The sequence below is a fragment of the Emticicia sp. CRIBPO genome, assembly GCF_009905725.1.
GTDB lineage: Bacteria > Bacteroidota > Bacteroidia > Cytophagales > Spirosomataceae > Leadbetterella.
On sequence record NZ_JAAAKV010000001.1, the window covers coordinates 125540 to 145625 of the forward strand.

At 42.4% G+C, this 20086-nt stretch carries 17 protein-coding genes; 6 read left to right on the forward strand and 11 right to left on the reverse strand.

The features are described from left to right. Nucleotides 1-29: 29 nt before the first annotated feature. The 4 genes from GVN16_RS00555 to GVN16_RS00570 form a co-directional block, all read right to left on the reverse strand. Complete coding sequence (locus tag GVN16_RS00555; RefSeq protein WP_166561884.1) at nucleotides 30-1250, reverse strand: RNA polymerase sigma factor; 1221 nt, start codon at nucleotides 1248-1250, stop codon at nucleotides 30-32. 55 nt (nucleotides 1251-1305) lie between these two features. Then, nucleotides 1306-1650 (reverse strand): YciI family protein, encoded by a 345-nt coding sequence (locus GVN16_RS00560; protein WP_166561885.1) that lies wholly within the window; start codon nucleotides 1648-1650, stop codon nucleotides 1306-1308. A 101-nt stretch (nucleotides 1651-1751) separates the two neighbouring features. Then, complete coding sequence (locus GVN16_RS00565; protein WP_166561886.1) at nucleotides 1752-2444, reverse strand: GNAT family N-acetyltransferase; 693 nt, start codon at nucleotides 2442-2444, stop codon at nucleotides 1752-1754. Nucleotides 2445-2525: 81 nt separating this feature from the next. Further along, the gene (locus GVN16_RS00570; RefSeq protein ID WP_166561887.1) at nucleotides 2526-3278 is read right to left on the reverse strand and encodes a hypothetical protein; all 753 of its coding nucleotides are present in this window, start codon (nucleotides 3276-3278) and stop codon (nucleotides 2526-2528) included. 137 nt (nucleotides 3279-3415) lie between these two features. On the opposite strand from GVN16_RS00570, the gene GVN16_RS00575 reads away from it, so the two are divergent. Together GVN16_RS00575 and dnaJ are read left to right on the forward strand one after the other, a co-directional pair. Beyond that, the gene (locus GVN16_RS00575) at nucleotides 3416-3970 is read left to right on the forward strand and encodes a nucleotide exchange factor GrpE (RefSeq protein ID WP_166561888.1); all 555 of its coding nucleotides are present in this window, start codon (nucleotides 3416-3418) and stop codon (nucleotides 3968-3970) included. 29 nt (nucleotides 3971-3999) lie between these two features. Continuing rightward, a complete protein-coding gene (gene dnaJ / locus GVN16_RS00580; protein ID WP_166561889.1) occupies nucleotides 4000-5154 on the forward strand; it encodes a molecular chaperone DnaJ in 1155 nt (384 codons plus the stop codon). Nucleotides 5155-5210: 56 nt separating this feature from the next. On the opposite strand, the gene GVN16_RS00585 is transcribed toward dnaJ, so the two are convergent. Next, nucleotides 5211-6116, reverse strand: a complete 906-nt coding sequence (locus GVN16_RS00585) for a glycosyltransferase family 2 protein (protein ID WP_166561890.1) — start codon at nucleotides 6114-6116, stop codon at nucleotides 5211-5213. A 218-nt stretch (nucleotides 6117-6334) separates the two neighbouring features. Between GVN16_RS00585 and GVN16_RS00590 the strand changes: the two genes are divergently transcribed. The 3 genes from GVN16_RS00590 to GVN16_RS00600 all read left to right on the forward strand — a co-directional run bounded on the left by GVN16_RS00590 (nucleotide 6335) and on the right by GVN16_RS00600 (nucleotide 9964). Then, nucleotides 6335-7567: a hypothetical protein gene (locus tag GVN16_RS00590; protein ID WP_166561891.1), complete on the forward strand. Its 1233-nt coding sequence runs from the start codon at nucleotides 6335-6337 to the stop codon at nucleotides 7565-7567. Between the two features lie 97 nt (nucleotides 7568-7664). Continuing rightward, nucleotides 7665-8816 (forward strand): glycosyltransferase family 4 protein, encoded by a 1152-nt coding sequence (locus tag GVN16_RS00595; protein WP_166561892.1) that lies wholly within the window; start codon nucleotides 7665-7667, stop codon nucleotides 8814-8816. Further along, entirely contained in the window at nucleotides 8813-9964 is a 1152-nt protein-coding gene (locus tag GVN16_RS00600; RefSeq protein WP_166561893.1) for a glycosyltransferase, read from the forward strand. Before GVN16_RS00595 ends, GVN16_RS00600 begins: the two co-directional genes overlap by 4 nt. A 40-nt stretch (nucleotides 9965-10004) precedes the next feature. Here the strand turns inward: GVN16_RS00600 and GVN16_RS00605 are convergent, their stop codons facing one another. The 5 genes from GVN16_RS00605 to GVN16_RS00625 form a co-directional block, all read right to left on the reverse strand. Continuing rightward, a complete protein-coding gene (locus tag GVN16_RS00605; protein WP_166561894.1) occupies nucleotides 10005-11360 on the reverse strand; it encodes a hypothetical protein in 1356 nt (451 codons plus the stop codon). A 235-nt stretch (nucleotides 11361-11595) separates the two neighbouring features. Beyond that, nucleotides 11596-12141 carry a hypothetical protein gene (locus GVN16_RS00610; protein WP_166561895.1) on the reverse strand — a complete coding sequence of 182 codons (546 nt, stop codon included), beginning with the start codon at nucleotides 12139-12141 and terminating at the stop codon, nucleotides 11596-11598. Between the two features lie 58 nt (nucleotides 12142-12199). Next, nucleotides 12200-14560 carry a TonB-dependent receptor gene (locus tag GVN16_RS00615; protein WP_166561896.1) on the reverse strand — a complete coding sequence of 787 codons (2361 nt, stop codon included), beginning with the start codon at nucleotides 14558-14560 and terminating at the stop codon, nucleotides 12200-12202. A 107-nt stretch (nucleotides 14561-14667) separates the two neighbouring features. Beyond that, nucleotides 14668-17658, reverse strand: a complete 2991-nt coding sequence (locus GVN16_RS00620; protein ID WP_166561897.1) for a DUF2723 domain-containing protein — start codon at nucleotides 17656-17658, stop codon at nucleotides 14668-14670. A gap of 99 nt (nucleotides 17659-17757) precedes the next feature. After that, nucleotides 17758-18390, reverse strand: coding sequence for a deoxynucleoside kinase (locus tag GVN16_RS00625; protein ID WP_166561898.1), 633 nt, complete (start codon nucleotides 18388-18390; stop codon nucleotides 17758-17760). A gap of 106 nt (nucleotides 18391-18496) precedes the next feature. On the opposite strand from GVN16_RS00625, the gene GVN16_RS00630 reads away from it, so the two are divergent. Next, nucleotides 18497-19483: a rhodanese-related sulfurtransferase gene (locus tag GVN16_RS00630; RefSeq protein WP_166561899.1), complete on the forward strand. Its 987-nt coding sequence runs from the start codon at nucleotides 18497-18499 to the stop codon at nucleotides 19481-19483. A 59-nt stretch (nucleotides 19484-19542) separates the two neighbouring features. Here the strand turns inward: GVN16_RS00630 and GVN16_RS00635 are convergent, their stop codons facing one another. Beyond that, nucleotides 19543-20040: a GNAT family N-acetyltransferase gene (locus GVN16_RS00635; protein ID WP_229243979.1), complete on the reverse strand. Its 498-nt coding sequence runs from the start codon at nucleotides 20038-20040 to the stop codon at nucleotides 19543-19545. Between the last annotated feature and the right edge of the window lie 46 nt (nucleotides 20041-20086).

Sequence of the window (20086 nt, forward strand, 5' to 3'; positions counted from 1 at the left end):
TTAAATGATCTGCAAATTCATCTATTCTTCTATAAACCATCCATTTTCCTCCGTATCGTCTGTTTGTCCGTTCCGGTTTTTGCCAGACTCAGGGCCTTTTCAAAATGTTCTTTTGCTCTCTGATTGTCCAGATCCGTGTAGAGTTCGCCAAGCAACGTAAAGTAAAAATGATTGTCCGTCAAGGCAAGTTTCTCGGCTTCTGCGATAGCGGCAGGTTTTCCTTTTACTTTGGCCAGGGCATAAGTTCTGTTGAGTGCTGCCACCGGCGAATATTCCTGGATCAGTAATTGATTGTATAACATCAGGATACTCTCCCATTTCTTAGGAGTATCAGCTTTAATGGTGTACCAGTAAGCAATACCGGCTTCGAGATGATACCGGGAAAGTTGCGTGCCTTTTGACGCTTCATGCAGATAAAAACTGCCTTTCATGATCAGTTCTTTGTTCCAGAGATTCTCATCCTGATCATCATACAAAATGAGCTCTCCCTTTTCATCTTTACGGGCTTCAAATCTCGAAGCCTGAAAACACATCAGGGCCAGTAAGGCATTGACCTGCAACTGGTTGGTTTGTTCATTTTCTATCAGCAGATGGGTAAGCCGCATGGCTTCCAGACACAGGTCTTTCCTTAATACAGAATCCTCGACAGCAGAATAGTATCCCTCATTAAAAAAAAGATAGAGGGTTGTCAGAACCGTTTCCAGTCTTCTGTCGATTTCTGCTCCTGACGGCATTTCTATCTCTACCTTTTCAAGTCTGAGCTTCTCCCTGGCCCTGAAAAGCCTTTTATTGATGGTTTCCTTACCGGTCAGAAAAGCATCGGCGATTTCATCAATCCCGAATCCGCATAAAATCCGGAGGGCAAGACCAATCTGTGCTTCGGCGGGAATGGAAGGGTGACAGATCGCGAAAAGCATCTGCAGCTGGCTGTCCGTAATGTTTTGTTCTGATAAATCAATTTCCTGGAAAGAACCGGAAGTGTAGGCCAGTTCTCCCGCTATTTTATCATGAAAATTCCTTTCTCTCTTAAAATGATTCACCGCCTTGTTCCTGGCCGTGGCATACAGCCAGGCTGCAGGGTTAGGAGGTATTCCTTTATAAGTCCAGGATTCGAAAGCAGCCAGAAAAGTTTCGCTTGTGATATCCTCGGCAGTTTCTATGTGCTCAATACCGAATGACTTGCACAGTACAGCCGCAATTTTGCTGAACTCTGTCCTGAATAAGTGAGGGATAAGATCCTGCTGTTCCATTATACATCAAAGCCCCCCTGTTCAGGGAGGCTTTCATTGTTTTTGAATTAAGATATCAATGTCTTGCGACTTTCCTTACCTCTATGCTGTTGTCAGGTCCCTGCAACACAGGTGAGCCTTTGGCCATTTCGGCAGCTTCATCCGCAGACTCAGCCCTGACGACTACAAATCCCCCGATCGCTTCTTTTGTTTCGGTATACGGGCCGTTGGTCACGATGTTATTGGGTCTTACTACCCGGCTGTCGTCAAATGACAAGCCCATACCGTTGCTGACCAGCTTGTTCTGAGCAGCAATGCCTCCCAGCCAGTCCATGGTTTGCTGCATCCAGATCTGCATTTGTTCAGGTGAAACCAATTTACCACCATCCTGGTGTCTGAAAATCAATAAGAATTCATCCATTGTCGTAAAGTTTAAATGTTTTACCCTTATATCAAATGAAATTTAATGAATTGGACAAGCTCTTGAAAATATTTTTCAATTTATTAAAATTAATCTTAAAATCACCCCAGCATAAGATTATTCACTTTCCAGAACGTAATGTTTCTTCTTGAAACATACCCCAGCTTTTCATATAAGCCGATGGCTCTTTCATTGGTATCGAGCACATGAAGGTAAGGAACTGAGCCCTGAGCAAGGATATTGTTGGTTACATGGGCTACCAGTTGTTTGGCCAGGCCTTTACCAACATAATCCGGATGGGTAATAACAGCACTTACTTCGGTAAAGTCATTCATTTTGATCCTTTCACCGGTAATCGACACCAGCTTACCATCCTTAAAAATACCATAATACTGACCCATCAAACGGGTTTTCTCTCTGAACAGGCCGGGTTGGACTAAATTGACAAGGTCTACGAGTTCCTGGTTATGCCGTTCTGTCAATGGGACGATTTCTTCTGAGATCTCCATCTCTACCGGATTAAGACAAACCATCTGAAGGCATTTCAGCTCCAGTTCAGCCCAGATGTGTCCCGGTAAAAGAGGTTTTGTACCCACGATAAAAAAAGAATCCAGGTCAGCAATATAACCATCATCCAAATCCGCCGGCCCGTTTTGATTTTCGAAACCAACAAACGGAGCTACATCAGATACATAAGCCCTGATATCCCCGCTACCTCTGGAAAAAGCCTGATGAGTTTCGTTTAAGGCATACCAGACAGGATTGTCCAGTTTAGAGTATTGATCGATATCCATGAAAAAATAAGAGGTGTTACTTGTTATTCAGAAACACCTCTTTTATCATTTCCATTCCTCAAAAAAAAAAAATTGACTGAATTATCTCGCCCTCCTGTAGTAAACCACCTTACCGGAATTAAGATCGGTCAGTTTTAAAATACCATCCACGAACCCGTACCTGGAAGTGCATTTATCCTGGAGCTTTCCTTCGTAGTTAAATTTAACACAAAACTGGTTGTTTTTAGTATACCACCTTGCTCCCATAGATTTCAGTTGTTCCACATCCGCAATTTTAGAGCCTTCGTCAATGCTGCTTGCATTGGCATTTTTAGAATAGGCTGCCACATAACCCTTTTTGTAGCCGTCCATGGTCCCGTCGGCATTAAAGATGTAGTATTCAGTATTGGATCCGCCGGTCCAGGTGGTTTCGTGATACCATTTGCCCAGAATAGCCGGGTCACGGTTTGCCCCGGCCATATCAACACTTTTAGGCGGGCTGAGCTGACCTGCTCCGGCTTTAGTGTAGGAGCCTTTCAGCAGTGGCTGGCCTGAAATACTGATACTGACTGAAAGTGCGTTTCCGTTCTGATTGAGTACAAAGGTCATTCCTTCCTGGTTATTGAGGGTCAGTTTTCCGGTAGCTTTGTTTCCGGCAACACTGCCATCCATCCGGTAGCTTTCCGTTTGTCCGTTTTGAAAAAGATTCAACATTCCGGTAAGTTGATTACCTTTGAGGGAGATTTGCATGGTACTGCTCAGAGAGCCTCCGTTACCGGTCATCATGCCCTGCCAGTTGCCATTCATCTGGGCAAACACTGTAACAGGAAAAATAAGGAGAATTATTAGCTTCATATCGTAAATATAGGCTACAACCTGTCACAGTTCAATACAGCATTGCTGTCATATTGACAGTTTTTTATTTAATGGTCTGATTGTTGAGTAAGCAAATAAAAAAATGTCATTGTACTATGTCTGAGAATAAGAAAAATATGCAACAAGAAAACGAAGAGGAAAAACTGAACGAAACTATTGCTGAAGTGGGATCCGAAAGTGCTGAAGAAACGCAAAACATTGAAGCAGAAGAAGTAATTGAAGTAAGTGAAGTGGATAAACTTAAAAGCGAACTGGCAGAAAGTAAAGATAAATTTATCAGGTTGTATTCAGAGTTTGAAAACTTCAGACGCAGAACTGCCAAAGAGAAAATAGAAGTAATCCAGAATGCCTCAGAAGGGCTAATCAAAGAACTGCTTCCGGTAATGGACGATTTCGAAAGAGCTCAGAAATCAATAGAAACAACAGAGGATATCAACGCTATTAAAGAAGGCATTTTGCTGATATTCAATAAATTACAGAAAACTTTACAATCAAAAGGACTGAAGCCTATTGAGGCTAAAGATCAGGCTTTTGACGTGGAGCTTCACGAGTGTATAACGCAATTTGCTGCCGGCGACGACAAGAAAGGTCTGGTCATCGACGAAGTAGAAAAAGGTTATTACCTGAACGATAAAGTAATCAGGTATTCAAAAGTAGTAGTGGGTAATTAAGCCACCCGGTAAATTGAAATAAATATAAAATGGCAAAGAAAGATTATTATGAGTTACTGGGGGTTTCAAAAAATGTAACCGCTGACGAACTTAAGAAAGCCTATCGTAAACTAGCTATTAAGTACCACCCTGACAAGAATCCGGGCGACAAAGAGGCAGAAGATAAATTTAAAGAGATCGCTGAAGCATACGGCGTTTTGTCAGACCCTGACAAAAAAGCACGTTATGACCAGTATGGACACGCCGGTGTGGGCGGTGCAGCCGGAGGCGGCGGATATGGCGGTGGTGTCAATATGGAAGACATCTTCAGCCAGTTCGGTGATATCTTCGGCGACGAAAGTCCGTTCGGAAGTTTCTTTGGTGGCGGCAGAAGTTCAGGCCGCAGGGGAGTCAGAAAAGGCTCTGACCTGAGGATCAAACTAAAACTGAACCTGCAGGAAATTGCCAAAGGAGCAGAAAAGAAAATTAAAGTTAAAAGATACGTTTCCTGTAATACCTGTAGCGGTAACGGATCGAAACATGGCAATTCTCTTCAGAATTGTACCGCATGTAACGGTTCCGGCCAGGTCAGGAGGGTTCAGCAAACGATGCTCGGCCAGATGGTCAGCACCAGCACCTGCCCTACCTGTAACGGTGAAGGAAAAGTAATATTGGAAAGATGTGATGTGTGTTTCGGCGAAGGCAGAATGCTGGAGGAGGACCTGATCAACATCAAAATCCCGGCAGGTGTAGGCGAAGGCATGCAATTGTCGATGAGCGGCAAAGGTAATGTGCCGAGCAGAGGCGGCGTAGCCGGAGATTTGCTGATCCAGATCGAAGAAGAAGAGCATCCGGAACTGAAACGTGACGGCACCAACATCATTTATGACTTGCCGCTCAACTTCGTAGATGCCGTACTAGGTAAAGACATCGAGATTCCGACGGTAGACAGTAAAGTAAGAATCTCTATCAAACCTGGGACGCAGGCGGGTGAAGTTTTACGTCTGAAAGGCAAAGGTCTGAAAGAAATAAATGGATACGGTACAGGCGATCAACTGATCTATGTCAACATCTACACCCCTAAATCTGTCAGTGCCGAAGAGAAAACCGTACTTGAAAAACTACGCGACTCTCCGAACTTCCAGCCCAAACCGGGCAGCGGCAACAGAAGTATCTTCGATAAAATGAAAGATTTTTTTAATTAAGATATATTCTTCAGAAAAACAAAGAGGCGGTATGGGATCCCATATCGCCTCTTTGTTTATACAAGACTTACTTTCCAGCGATTCTCTATAATGTCGCGGACCTTTTCCTTATCTCCCCCGACTTCATTTTCCACTTCCCAGATCAACACATCAATCAGTAACCTGTACCACAGGCCCTGGTTAAAGTGAAATACAAGGCCTTTTTTCCCATCCAGAACCCCGAGCTGAATAGTCATTCTAAACAAAAAATACAATACAGGCCTTAAACCCAAGGGCATCTTATTGTACATTCTGTTCTTTAAAAACCTTTTGACTTTGGCCTGATTGCCGGCACTATGTTCTCTTATGTCCGTAGAATTAATAAGGTTATACTTTAAATTCAGGGCATCGGCAGCTTCTCTCCTGGCATAATTATTATGTTTTGTCACCCACCAGTGCAGAGAGTTGAGGTTTTCGTCCACAAGATCATGGTCAAACCTGACCACTTCCCCACCGTCAACAATAATATGCTCGTCCATCAGCCTTTTCTCACAATACCCCTGACCCGTTCTCCATATCCTCAAAAGCCTTATAGGATAATAGCTTCCGTGCTTTATCCACTGCCCCTTAAAATATACCCTCCTGGTAAGTTCAATTCCGGAAATCGTCGGTGGTATGCCTTCTATCTTTTGATTGATTTCTGACTGAAGTTCTTCCATGAGATATTCATCCGCATCCATTCTCATGATCCAGGGTGTGGTAATATTACAATTTTCAATCCCCCAGTTCAGTTGTTTTGAATAGTTGTTTTCCCATTTATTCTGAAATACATCAGCTCCCAACTCCCGGGCCAGTTCAATGGTACGGTCGGTTGAAAACGAGTCTACTACACAAATCCTGGAACAAACCCGCTGGAGACTTCTGATGCAACGTTCAATATGAATTTCTTCATTTGACGTTAAAATAATGGCAGTTATTGACATAAATACTGTGTTTCTTAAGGAATTTTACCCTCTAAAATTTTGCAAAACTACAATGAAAGCAACCAATTTTCTAAAATCTTCAGCTTTTAAATTCTTTTCGTATCACCTGAGAGTGAGAAAGCAGTTAAAAATATAAAAAAAAAGAGTACTTTTGACGCCGGTTATCAAAGATTAACCCAAAGTAAAGCTATATAAATTATACCAATTAAATTCATCATATGACCGTCGTCTGGGGGAAATTTCTTATTTCAATATTACTCAGTTTTATATGTTTAGTTTCTCTTTACTATAAAAAAAGTATCAGCTCTTCTCTTCAGAATTATCCGAAAGCCATTTATGTCTACTGGTTCGTTTTCAGGTTGTTTCCTTTTTTTATTGTTTATACGTTTTACGATTATAATCCGCAGTCAGATGTCATCTTTTTCTATCAGACTTCCGGTCAGGCAATCAAAGGGGCTATAGTCTACAAAGACTTCTGGCAACCTTACTCGCCTATTTTTCCTTATCTGAATGCGATACCCCTGTTTTTCTTAAATTCATCGAAAGCCATTTTATCGTGGATACTTCTTTACGAACTGGTTGCCATTATTATCACAAGAAAAATTGCATCGGCACATCAGAATATTGATTTTTCCATTTTGATATACCTTATTCTTCCAGCCCCCTTTATCTTTTCGGTTTTAGGCGGACAGGAGGATATCATGATGTGGATGTTTGTCGGATGGTCCGTTCTGGTATATAAAAAAACCGGGAATATCGTCTTAGTCGGGGTGATTTTAGGTCTGGGGCTATTGTCTACCAAAATATTACTGATCATCCCATTGTTTCTCCTGGTATTGTTTTCCGACAAACGGATCGGACTCCTCAAAGGTTTGCTGATGGTAGGTATTCCGTCGGTAGCCATCATGCTCTACCTGGTCGGCGACCGCATCTTCGCCCCCCTGGAAATCGGCGACTTCCCTTTTGCACCCAACCTGGTCAGTTTAATCAGCCCCCTGATCGGTGGAATAGAGCCCGGAAACAAGATATTAAACTGGGGAGGTCTCTTCCTGATCCTGTTCGGTACGTCTTTCTTCATTATCAGATATAAGATCAAAACGGATTATCCTTCACTGATACTGTCCGTCTTTATCCTGACTCACCTGATCACGATCATCGCTCATAAGAACTCTTTGCCCAATTATTACTACATCATTCTTTTGCCGCTGATCTGTTTTTACAGTCAGAATTTTACCCGTAAAGACTGGGTATCCATCCTGATTCTCAACAGCATTGCGGCAGTGCAGCCCTCTCTGTGGTATTCACTCGGAGCTAAATTTTATACAGGGTTCGGTAATTTAAAGCCGGCAGAGTGGATGGATTACAGCCTTCAGATGATCTATATTGCATTGAGCATCTATTTGCTTTTCAGGATAAATACACCGGAAATCAAAGATAAGGTGGCTATCTGAGACTGATGACGCTTAAAATGCCTGTTGATTTTTTTGTTAACTTTACCGGTCAATACTCTTAAAAACGATAGAAAGTTTTTCAAATGAAAATAGCCCTATGAAAGTTCTTATTTTGCACAATATATTATGGACGCACTATAAATCTGTTTTATTTGAGGAAATTTACAGAAAAGCACCTTCCGGTGTTGAGGTAATGGTACTCCAGATTGCCAGAAATGAGATTTCAAGGAAAGGAATGGAAAGTCAGAACACAGAGGAATGGAAATACAAATACCATCTGCTGTTTGACGATTATCTTGAAAATATATCTTCTTCTGCCAAAATTTTAGCGGTATTCAGGTACATCATAAAATACAAACCCGACGTCATCAATATCAGCGGTTATGGCATCGATATTTCCATTACCTTATCCATACTCCTGGCCCGGATTCTCGGTATCAAAATAATCATTTCAAGCGAATCGACCGTACAAGACCAGTCCAGGAACAGCCTGAAAGAAGGAATCAAGAAATTCCTGGTCGGTTGTGCAGACGGCTTTTTCTGCTTCGGGTCCCTTGCCCGCGAATACATGCTCAAACTGGGAGCCAGTCCCTCCCAGATATTTGAAGATGCGGCAGCCATAGTAGACGACAAAACCGTCCTGAAAGAGTTTCTGAAGGCACAGGAGGAAGGTTTTACGCATCCGGCGATACAAAAAAAGAAAAACTTCATATTTGTCGGCCGCCTCATTCCTGTCAAGAACCTTTCCTTGCTTCTTGAAGCTTATAAGGCACTCAAAACCCATGAAAAGGCAGCTGAAGACTGGGGATTGATCATCCTGGGCGATGGAGAAGAAAAAGGCCAATGCCTGTCTTATGTTACCGAAAATAACCTGCAGGACATTGCTTTCATACCCGCAATGCCTTGGTACGAAATCCCGAAACTCTTTACCGTTTCCCAAACCCTCATACTTCCGAGTTTCTCTGAAACATGGGGCCTCGTAGTCAACGAGGCCATGGTTTGCGGACTTTCAGTAATTGTATCTGATCAGTGCGGTTGTGCTCCCGACCTTGTCAGACAAGGAGAAAACGGCTTTGTTTTTCCTTCAGGAAATGCCGGAAAACTCATCGAAGCTATGACGACCATTGTAAAAAATGACCATCTTTCTGAGCAGATGGGCCTAAAATCCAAAGAAATCATCCGAAGGTTCAGTGTTGAATCGGTAGCAGGCAGGATGGTTGATTCATTTACTTTTTTGAACAGAAAATGAGAATATTACATATTACAGGATATACCGTTGAAAGAGGTGGAACATCAAAAGTGGTATTTGACAATGTCAGTTACCAGCTTTTGCAGGGAAATACCGTTGACATCATTACAGTAGATTTCCCGGGTGAAAAAACCTATCCGCTGCCTGAAGGGGCCGGTCTGATAAAAGTCGGCTATAGTCCTCTGAACAAATACGTATCAGACTATTCTCCGGGTTTTTATGCCTATCTGAAAGCCAATCGCGACCTTTACGACATCATCCATATCCATGGCATCTGGCACTGGGGCAGTATAGTCCCGTTTCTGGTATCCGGCAAATTCAGGGTTATCATTTCAATTCACGGCATGCTTTCCAGATGGGCACTGAGCCAGGGAGGCATCAAGAAAAAAATTTTCGGGGAAGTGTTTCAAAAAAGATTCCTCAGAAAATCTGACGCCGTGATCGTCCTTACAGAGGCTGAAAAAGAAGAACTGCTGGAGTACATTCCTTTGAAGGAGTCAAAAGTCCATGTGATTCCCAATGGTATTGAAAAAATAGAAGTGCCATCTGTACAACAGAAAAAAGACCTGCTTGATAAACTCGGCCTGAAAAGCGATTCCGTCAATATACTCTTCCTGTCAAGGATACACAAGAAAAAAGGGCTGGACTTGCTTTTAAAAGCCTTTGCGAGGCTGTCTGCTGAAATTCCGGAAGCCAAGCTCCTGATTGCCGGTCCGGATGAAGGATACAAGCACACGGCCGAGGAAATGATAGACGCATTGAACATCAGGGACCGTATATTATTTCTGGGCTCTGTGTCCGGAAAGGAGAAAGAAACCGTTTTCTCTATTGCCGGTGTCTTTGTACTTTCTTCTTACTCCGAAGGGCTTCCTATGTCTGTTTTGGAAGCCATGTCGCTCCGCATTCCCGTGGTTGTTTCAGACCAGACCAGGATCGATACCTTTATCAGGCAGTACAACGCCGGGAAAGTAACAGGACTGAATGAAAACGAAGTCTATGAAGCCATTAAGGATATTCTTGAAAATCCGGACGAGACCCGTGAGTATATTGAAAATGCCGGTAAACTGGTGGAAACGGAATTCGGTCCGGACATGGTCAATAAAAGAATCATCAGGTTGTATGAAGATTCCCTGAGTAAACCTGAATAACCAGATCTTTTTTCGGGATCAATAAATCAGCCCAGCGAGTTCAGACAAGGTTTTCAACACCTTTTACCGGTTCTAAGGCTTTAGCTTTCTGAGGGGCCCTTACGGTGATAAACCTGGCCACCAGGGCGATGTAGCCCCACCTGGCATAATCCACAATATATCCCCCGGTAATGTTCAGAATCATGAAATAGATAAAGCCGTAAGCGATGAATTCTGTAAAGGCAGATCTTGGGTTTCTGATCTCTTTAAAACAAACGTAGATCAGGTAGATGTGCAAAAATGTGTGCATTATAAAACCGACAATCCCAAAAGAGTCAAGGGCCTCCAGGAAAGGAACATCCACGTACAGGTTTTTGTAACCATTGCCGAAAACAAGGCTGAAGTAATTATTTTCCTCAAGATTCTCAAGAAATTGTTCAATAACCACCTGGATCAGATAAACCCTCGTGTTGGCAGAATCATCACCCGAAGCATAAAAACTCTCTATGAGTTTATCATTTTTGTCAGCAAAAACAGAGCTGAAAATCCCCGTAAGCCGGTTCTCAAAAAAACCGTAAGCCATGGAAAAAAAATCTTCGTTCTTATTCAGTACATCTATCCCCTTGTAAACCACCAGCAAAATAAAGACCCAGAAATACCATTTCGAAAATAGGTAAACGGAGGATTTATAGATCCCTCTGAAAGTAATATTATAATAAAAAAAGAGAGCAGCGAATAAAAAAGTAGCGAGATACGCCAGCATAGTCTGGGTCAGTATCAGAATAAGGAAGAACACTCCCAGAGAAATGATAACAAGGAATTTCAGGATTTTTTTGTTGGTGTATTTGAAGAGTATGGCCCCTGCGACAATCCCGAAAAAAGCGACCTTGGAAAAAATATGGGGGTTTCCACTGAATTCTTCCCCTTCCTTTCTGAAATTGATGGTTGCCCTTTGACCGAAAACATACAATGGATTAGTATAAACGTAATAGATCAGCAGCAAACTTCCTATGAAACAAAACACTATCGTCATTTCAAGAAACACATTTTCAATAACATCCCTTTTGATCAGAACGAGGATAAAATAGATATACATAATGATGAAAATCACAAAGAGCTCGTATATCTTTTTTGACAGCGGTATCCTGATCTCAAAATACAAATGAATCATGCAAAAAAGCAGGAACACAAAGGTAATCAGGTACAAGGGGCCATTAACCTCATAAAGTACCTTGAAATTTCTGAAAGGCAGAATCATCATCAGCGGGCCAATCAACAAGGCCACAGTGAAATACATGTTGTTCGGAGCAAGACCTATTCCATCCCGGAGATAATAAACAATGGGAGCACCAAACAGGAAAGTGCAAAAAGCTATGGTTTCTCGGTTACTGATTATCTTATCTGGAAGACCCTTCATCTGTAATATGGAATGATTTACTTAAATGGCAAAATTAAGGTTTTTTAATCGATTTATACACCTAATCATCATTAAATAAAACGACTAATTTATCAAAAAGCACATTAATTAATCCATTTTATTTAGTTTTCTCTCCGTGATATATACAGAAAAAACCAACCTGTTCAGATTGGTTTTAAATTATACACGACGAAATCAAAATACTGGCTTTAAGCTCGCTAAGGATTTGAAAAGATCATTTTAACTCCACATCAAAATCAACATTGGCATCGTCACTCCCCGGAGCAGCTGTGCCGTTTTTGACGTTAGCTCCGTTAACAGGCGGCTGGTGTCTTAGCTGCACTTTCAGTTTACCTGTTCCGGCTGCCCCTGTGTTCACTTTTCCTGAAAGACCGATTGGAAAGTTATTGACATCCTTATCCAGGTAAGTGTATGCCATCAGCGAAGAAGGGCTTGGTGTGAATACCACCAGGTGCTCGTGTGACTCCTCTCTGACTTCTGCTGTGATGTCTTCAGCCGGCGATTTACTTTCATCCAGAAACGAAACCTTCACACTGTACTCCGTATTGGGTTTCAGGATAATCTTATCCACGACCGGGGCACTTCCGCCATCGCCGTCAGCATCTTTCCAGCTAAAGGTAGATACGGTCGCTCCATTAGTAAATTCCAGCTTTACAGTAGTGATTAACTCATTTTCTTCAGGGTCCACTTCAGCATCTTTACACGAAAAGACAGCAGAAACCAATAAAACAGAACACAACAGATGACTTACTTTTCTCATTTCTTTGGTGTTTTTAATTTGCAACATTGATGCAAATATATAAAGATTTCTGAAAGACTCAAAATTTATAGGTAATTCTTGCAACAATGTTGCGACCCATTTCGTCGGTGAAATACCTGAAGCGGTTCAGGTAATCCCGGTAAGCGGTATTGAAAAGGTTTTTAACCTCCAGGCTCAGCGTTAAAGGGTTATTTCCGGTCAATACGAGGTCTTTCTTCATTTGCAGGTTAAAGACATGATAAGCAGCAGGCGGAGCAGAAAAATCGCCCCCGAACTCATTAAAAACAATGGTTGAAGGATCTGCATCATTAAAGATGATTTTGCTGGGTACCCTCGTCTGTCTCGCCACAAACAAATGATTGATACTGATTTCGTCCAGTAGTTTAAAGGACGGCGTCCATCTTAAAGTATTATCAATCCTGTTGGCAGGAATAAAAATAAGGGGCTGATCATTGTTCCGGTCGTTGGCCACCAGGTACGAAGCTTTGGAAGTCAGCTTCAGATGAGAAAGCAACGAAACATTAAAACTAAAATCAATGCCATTGAAAAAAGCATTGGTCTGGGTATACTTAAATTCAGGAAAAGCCCCCCTAATGGTCAGCAGCGGCCGCCCCGTAGGACTGATAAATATGTAATCATTGATATAATTCAGATAACCATGAAGCTCAGCATCAAACTTACCTGAAACGTATTTGAGGGTCACCGAGTTGTTATAAGCTGTTTCCGGCTTCAGACTAGGGTCTCCCAATTCATAACTGGCCGAACCATGATGCACTCCGTCACTGTACAGTTCGTTTACGGAAGGGCCTCTGAACGTGGTCGCCAGATTGACATTCAGATCCAGATGGTTATTAAAACGGTGGTTAAAGCCCAGTGTCCCTGAAAAATTAGCATTATGGATCACAGGTTTTTCCAGGTTTTTGGATTCCCTGTTCAGATAATAAACGTTCAGCTTCCGGTAGTCAAATCTGAGTCCACCCTCCCACTCTGTTTTTTTCCGGACCAGTCTTTCAATCAGGAATACCCCGAAAGTATTGTTCAGAAAATTAGGAATGATGACCGTGCTCCTTTGTGGCAATTTTACAGTTCCCGTTGAAAGGTTCTGCTGAAACAAACCGTTGCTGCCGAAATATCCTCTAAAACCCTTAAACGGCTTATGGTCATACAGCACTTCATAACTGTACGTAGTGATTTTAAATACCTGGGCCAGGTTCCTGTCGCCCCGCAATACATCTATCTCAGATCTGAAATTATACTGTCTGCCCAGGGTAACACTCAGGTTTTCGGTAGCTCCCAGTTTTTTTGAAAACTTAAGTTTCGCCAGGTTATGCTGGATGTCCTGGTACGGGCGGTCGATTTTATAAGTAAATTTCTCAGGAGTGTAAATTTCCTGGGGTCTCGGCTGTTCAATGGCCAGTTTCAGATCTGTAACATTCCCGATATGAGACCCGGCAAATATCCCGATTTTGGTGTTGAACTGGCTGAAAAAAGCTTCGCTTTTAAAGCCGTTATGATGATAGCCGACGGTAGCCGAGAAGTTCTTTTCATCCACACCGGTATTGGCCAGGTTGTAGTCAGGAGCCGAAATATTGCCCCCTTTTTTATAGGTTCCCTGCACCCTCCAGAGCAAATGAGACTTTTTACCTGTTCCGCCTTCTGCAATAGCCGAAGTGACAAACTGACGGCCGTTGCTGAAATACACCTGGTTAATTTCCGTCAGTATTGAGTCTTTAACGGTCAGGTCGTTGCTCTCGGCCAGGATAACACCACCGATGGCATCGCTGCCGTATCTGACACCTGAAGCTCCTTTGATGACAGTTATTTTCTTGGCCACAAACGGATCTATCTCAGGCGAGTGCTCGCTCCCCCACTGCTGGCCTTCCTGCCTTACTCCGTTATTGAGAATGAGTATCCTGTTGGAATGCAAACCATGGATCACAGGCTTGGCAATGGAACTGCCGGTTTGCAGCATGGTTACACCCGCGATGCCCTTCAGAGCCCCTGCCAGCGTTTCCCCCATGGTTGACTTTAATTCCTTATCATCAATTGAGGTCTGGTTCTGGGTAATATTTTCAAGCTTTTTAGCCGTGATCTCAACCCTGGCCAAATGTATTTCGTCTTCTTTAAGATGTATGTCCTGCTCTGCAGAATGAGAAAGATTAACCACAAACTCCTGCTGCTGATAGCCGACGATTCTGCCGATTAGTGTATATTTCCCTTCGCAAAGGTTCCTGATCTCATAATTCCCTTTTGCATCGGTCAGGACACCCTTATTGATTTCCTTAATGAGTACCACCGCACCTACTACAGGTTCTTTAGTGGTAAAATCCGTTATTCTGCCGGTAATGAAACACTCACAAGCCTGTTTCTGGGCCAGTGTCTGTAGAGAGATCAGGGTAAGGAAGAGAAGCTTTTTCAATGATGAAGTATCTTAAATGCAACTATAGTGCAAAAATAACAAAAAGGCTTCACCAATTAGTTCGGTGAAGCCTTTTTTATTTGAAAAAACAGTGGTTTTAGTGCAGTTTACTGCAATTTAGCCAGGTGTTTGTCATAAATCTGTTTGTATTTCGCCGCAGCATCCTTATCGAATTGCTCACTGGTGGAGTAAAGCAACTGAATGTTCCTCATGTTGAACTGGATAATCGACTGGATGTTTGAATTCCCCCACTGTCTGTCATTGGCTGCTCTCGATTTCTCAATAAAATAAGTCAGGTCTTCGTCGGCTCTTTTGACAATCACATCAGCTATTTCCCTGGCTTTTTTATTGTCGCCGATTTCATAATAGAAGATCGGGTAGTTAGCCGACAGCTGGTCATAAGGAATAGATTTGTCAGGCATCACTTTCATCGAATAGTCAAGTACTTTACGGGCCTGGTCTTTTTTACCTTCCCTGATCAGCTGATCTGCCAGTCTGATGAATGAGAAACGGGCGGTGATGATCGGTACTTTCAGGAACGTCTCAGAATCATAATATACCTTAGGGTTATCAAGATTTCTCCATGACATTTTATTCATCATCCTGTCATACATCACGTCCGTATTCACAAAACCATCTCTGGCACCTTCCATTTTGAACGGCATCAGACGGTAAGCATACCCTTCCACCTGGAAGTATTCCTTCAGGTTAAGATAAGATGACGGAGGCAAAGTACCCGCAAAATAGATAGGTCTTTTCCACTGGTTCTGAGCAATGATGTCCAGAACGATCAGGTCATTTTTAAGGATGTCCTTTTCTCCGAAATTCCACTCCACGCGTCCTGTCAGGGCTGATTTGTATTTTTCAGGAATGAAGCTCATGTTCGCCACTTTAGCTGCATCATAATCAAAATAGAAATTGGCAGAAGGTAAAGTATTGATAGTTTCTCCTGTCGAAATCGGAACCTGGATAGCCGGATCATTGGTCTTAACGAGGTTCAGGAACTGAGGCAGATTAATACCGGCCTGCACCTGCGGATTCGGATTTTTCACAAACGGTATCTGATCATTGATCCCCTTGTTGTAATTGTCCATATTCAATGAGATCGGCAGCGGCTCAGACTCGTAAGTCTTACGTTTCATCTGCTCGATATACCATTCCGTACCCAGCAAACTCAGGTTACAAACCCTTACGTCGGTTCTGAAGCCTTCCACTTCCTGTACATACCACAAAGGGAAAGTATCGTTATCACCACCGGTGAAGAGAATACCGTTTTTCTCACAGGAGTTCAAAAGGTTTTTAGCAAAATCTATCTGGTGATATCTGCCAGAACGGTCGTGACCTTTCCAGGTTTGAGAAACCATGATGATCGGTACGATCAGACCAAGTCCTGTGGCAGCAATGGCATTGGTTCTGCCGTTCTTTATAAATTTAAGGACATATTCACCCAATCCCATCACACCGAGGCCGATCCAGATGGCAAAGAAGTAGAATGATCCCACATAAATATAATCACGCTCACGGGGCTCGACAGGTGGCGAATTGAGGTAAATAACCAGGGCAAGACCCGTAAAGAAAAACAGCAGGAGGAGAATCAGGAAGTCCCGTTCCTTTTTAAAATACTGATATAAAAGACCCAGGATACCCAGGATAATCGGCAACGCGAAGAAATTGGTACGGCCCCTGTTATTCTGAATGCTCGAAGGAAGAGACGATTTACTTTCGAATAAATTGACCGCTTTTGTACCTTCAATGTCTGATGCCCTACCCCAGAAATTCCAGAGGAAATACCGCCAGTACATGTGGCCAAACTGGTGGTTAAACATAAAGCCCAGGTTGTCAAATAAACTTGGCCGCTGACCCTCTCCCAGGTTCAACATACTCCGGTATATAGCCATGTGATTAGGATCCTGACTCCATACCCTCGGCAGCAACATTTTGCCTTTGGCATCCCATTCATATTCAGGAGAGTAATCATAAATTTCATACTTATCCTTACCCATCTTATAATTAGGAGCACCCTTCTTGATTTCAGTCAGGTTAGCCGTGTATATCGGTCCATAAAGCAACGGACGGCTACCGTACTGCTCTCTTTTAAGATAGTATACAAAATTCAGTACATCACTCGGATTGTTCTCGTTGATCGGCGGGTTGTAATTGGAACGGATAAGAGCAATGGTGTAAGTAGAATAACCGATCAATACAAAAGCACTGGAAAGTAAAATGGTGTTAGCCACCGATTTACCTTTTCTGGAGGTATAAATAATACCATAAACCAAAGCTCCGATCAGGGCAATCACGAAGAATATCATACCGGAACTGAATGGCAACCCGAACGAGTTAACAAACAATTTCTCGAAGAAGAAACTCAAAGAAGGAATACCTGTAATCACACCCACGTTAACCACAGCCAGGATAAACATCCCTACTAAAAAGGCGATAATGCCCCCTTTAACCGTAATTTTCTTGGTCCTTTTGTAATAATACACCAGACCCAGGGCAGGAATAGTCACCAGGTTCAGCAAGTGGACACCGATAGACAAACCTACGAGGTAAGCGATAAAGAGTAGCCATTTGTTGGCCGCTGCTTCGTCTTCGATCAGTTCCCAACGGAAAGCAGCCCATACCACGATAGCGGTGAAGAAAGAGGACATCCCGTAAACTTCAGCTTCAACAGCTGAGAACCAGAAAGAATCAGAGAAAGCATAAACCAGTGAACCTACCATGGAAGCTCCCAATACAAGGATGATTTCAGTCGTGGAAAGCTCTTCGGCTTTTTTGCTGATGACCTTGCGGGCCAGAAGCGAAATGGTCCAGAACATAAACAAGATAGTAAAGGCACTGGCCAGTACCGAAACCATATTTACCATAAGAGCGACTTTCGTGACATCACCACCGGCAAAAAGCGAAGCTACTCTTCCGATCAGCAGGAAAAACGGAGCACCCGCAGGGTGAGGCACCTGCAGCTTGAATGCACAGGCAATAAACTCTCCGCAATCCCAAAAACTTGCCGTCGGTTCTACGGTAAGGGTATAAGAAATCAGAGCCACCAGACAGGCGAACCAACCTCCTAAATTGTTTAATTTTTGAAAATTCATAAATGATTATTAGTATGTAAAAATAATTTTCGTTTAGTATCTGAATTCAAAATAACAAAATCCAATCCAAACCACCGTAAAATAATTTTATAAATAAAGTTAAATACGCAGCTGAGTTCCCAGATTTATGTTCTTTTCTATGGTATCTGTAATGCTTTTGAAGTCTTCAGGCTTCGCCACAAAGTCCATTTCATTGACATCAATGATGAGTAATTTACCGTGGTGATACCTGGCGGTGAAGCCCTCATATAAATGATTAAGGCTCAGCAGGTAATTAGGGTCAATATTCTGCTCAAAATCCCGGTTACGTTTACTGATCTGACCTACCAGTTTCGGAATGTCCGCTTTCAGGTAAATCATCAGGTCCGGAGGGGTGATGGCCCTCATGATGGTGTTAAAAAGTCCTTTGTAGGTTTCAAAATCTGTTTCATTCATTTTGCCTGTTTCGTAGAGATTCTGGGCGAAAATATAAGCATCTTCATAAATCGTTCTGTCCTGGATGATGGTCTTACCGTCTTCCTGGCTTTTGATTTTCAAAACCTGCTCAAAACGACTGTTCAGAAAATAAATCTGGAGATGAAAGGACCACTTCTCCATGTCGGTATAAAACGGGGCAAGGTATGGATTTCCTTCAACGGCTTCATAATAAACTTCCCAACCATAATGTTCGGCTAATTTTTCTGCTAAAGTGGTTTTCCCGGCACCAATATTTCCGGTAATGGCAATATGCATATAGGATTATTTAGAAATTTGGGCAAAATAAAGCTTAATATAATAAATATCATAAAATTTAAACTCATGTTTTGTAAATTTGCACCTTTAATTGACAAACAGAGAGATGAAACCGTACAGTGTATTACTATATTATATCTACAGTCCGATAGAGAATCTCGTGGAATACCGCGACATTCACCACCAATATTGTATAGACAATCATTTATTGGGACGTATTATAGTAGCTTCTGAGGGCCTGAACGGAACCGTTTCGGGACTTAAGGAAGATTGTGAAAAATATATGACCTGGGTCAAGTCGGATCCAAGGTTTGCTGCCGTTGACTTTAAAGTGGAAAGTCATGACGAAATCGCCTTCAAAAAGCTTTATGTCAGAATCAAAAAGGAGATCGTCCATTCTGAATTACCTGTAGACCCTACTGTCAAAACAGGAAAACACCTGGAACCTGCAGAGTTCAAACAAATGCTGAATGATCCGGATGTTGTTTTGGTAGATATGCGTTCCAATTACGAGCACAAAGTGGGTAAGTTTAAAGGAGCCGTTACTTTCGATATGGAAAACCTGAGAGAACTGCCTGAGCACATAGACGAAATTGCCCACCTGAAAGATAAGAAGATCATTACTTACTGCACGGGCGGCATTAAATGTGAAAAAGCAAGTGCCTACCTTCTGGACAATGGTTTCGACAATGTTTATCAGCTTCACGGCGGCATTATCAAATACGGTCTGGAAGAAGGCGGAGAGAATTTTTACGGGAAATGCTATGTGTTTGACGGCCGTCTGGTAACGGATGTGAATTCTGTAAACCCGGAAATCATCTCCACCTGCCACATCTGCGGAACCTTGTCTGACAGGATGGTGAACTGTGCCAACCCTGAATGTAACGAACACCTGCCGATATGCGAGAAATGCGGTGAAGAAATGGAAGGGGCCTGCTCAGATGCCTGTAAAAGTCATCCGAAGAAAAGACCTTACAACGGCACCGGTTATTACATGAGAAATCCGGAAGGTTACAAACCTGAAATAGCTTTCAGAACAAGGAAAAACACCAAGAAGATACACATAGTAGAAGAATTGGGGATCGGGAAATAATTGCTCCCGGTTTTGCAGATATTATTCAGAGACGTTGCAGGCAACGTCTCTTTTTTGTGTTATCCCATTTTACCGGACAAGCTCTTCAGCAACACATAGTCATTCATCCAGTAAGGCCCGATCGGCACATCTTCTTCTGCTGTAATTTCGTAGCCCTGGCTTTCATAAAAAAACCTGGCTTTGTTAAATCTGTTGACATTGAGAATCATCGATTGAGCCCCTAATTCAATGGCCGCATTTTCTGCAAATTTCAGAAGAGCCTTCCCTCTCCCGCCACCCTGAAAAGCAGATAAAAGGTAAATCTTGTTCAATTTAAAACTTACGTTATCCAGTTGGGATATGGAAGCAAAACCGGCCAGGGTATCATCCACAAAAAGTCCGAAAAATCTTTGTCCTTCGTCCATCTGTCTGCTGAGGGCTTCATCAGAATAGATGACTTCGAGCATGTAAATCAATTGTTTTTCTTCCAGGATAGGAAGATAAGTGTCATACCAGGAACTTTCAGCGAGCTGTCTGATGATCTGTGTGTCCTGTTTACCAAGCGTTTTAAATTCCATTATTTGTATCATTCATAAAACACCAAACATACAATAATCAGGTCAA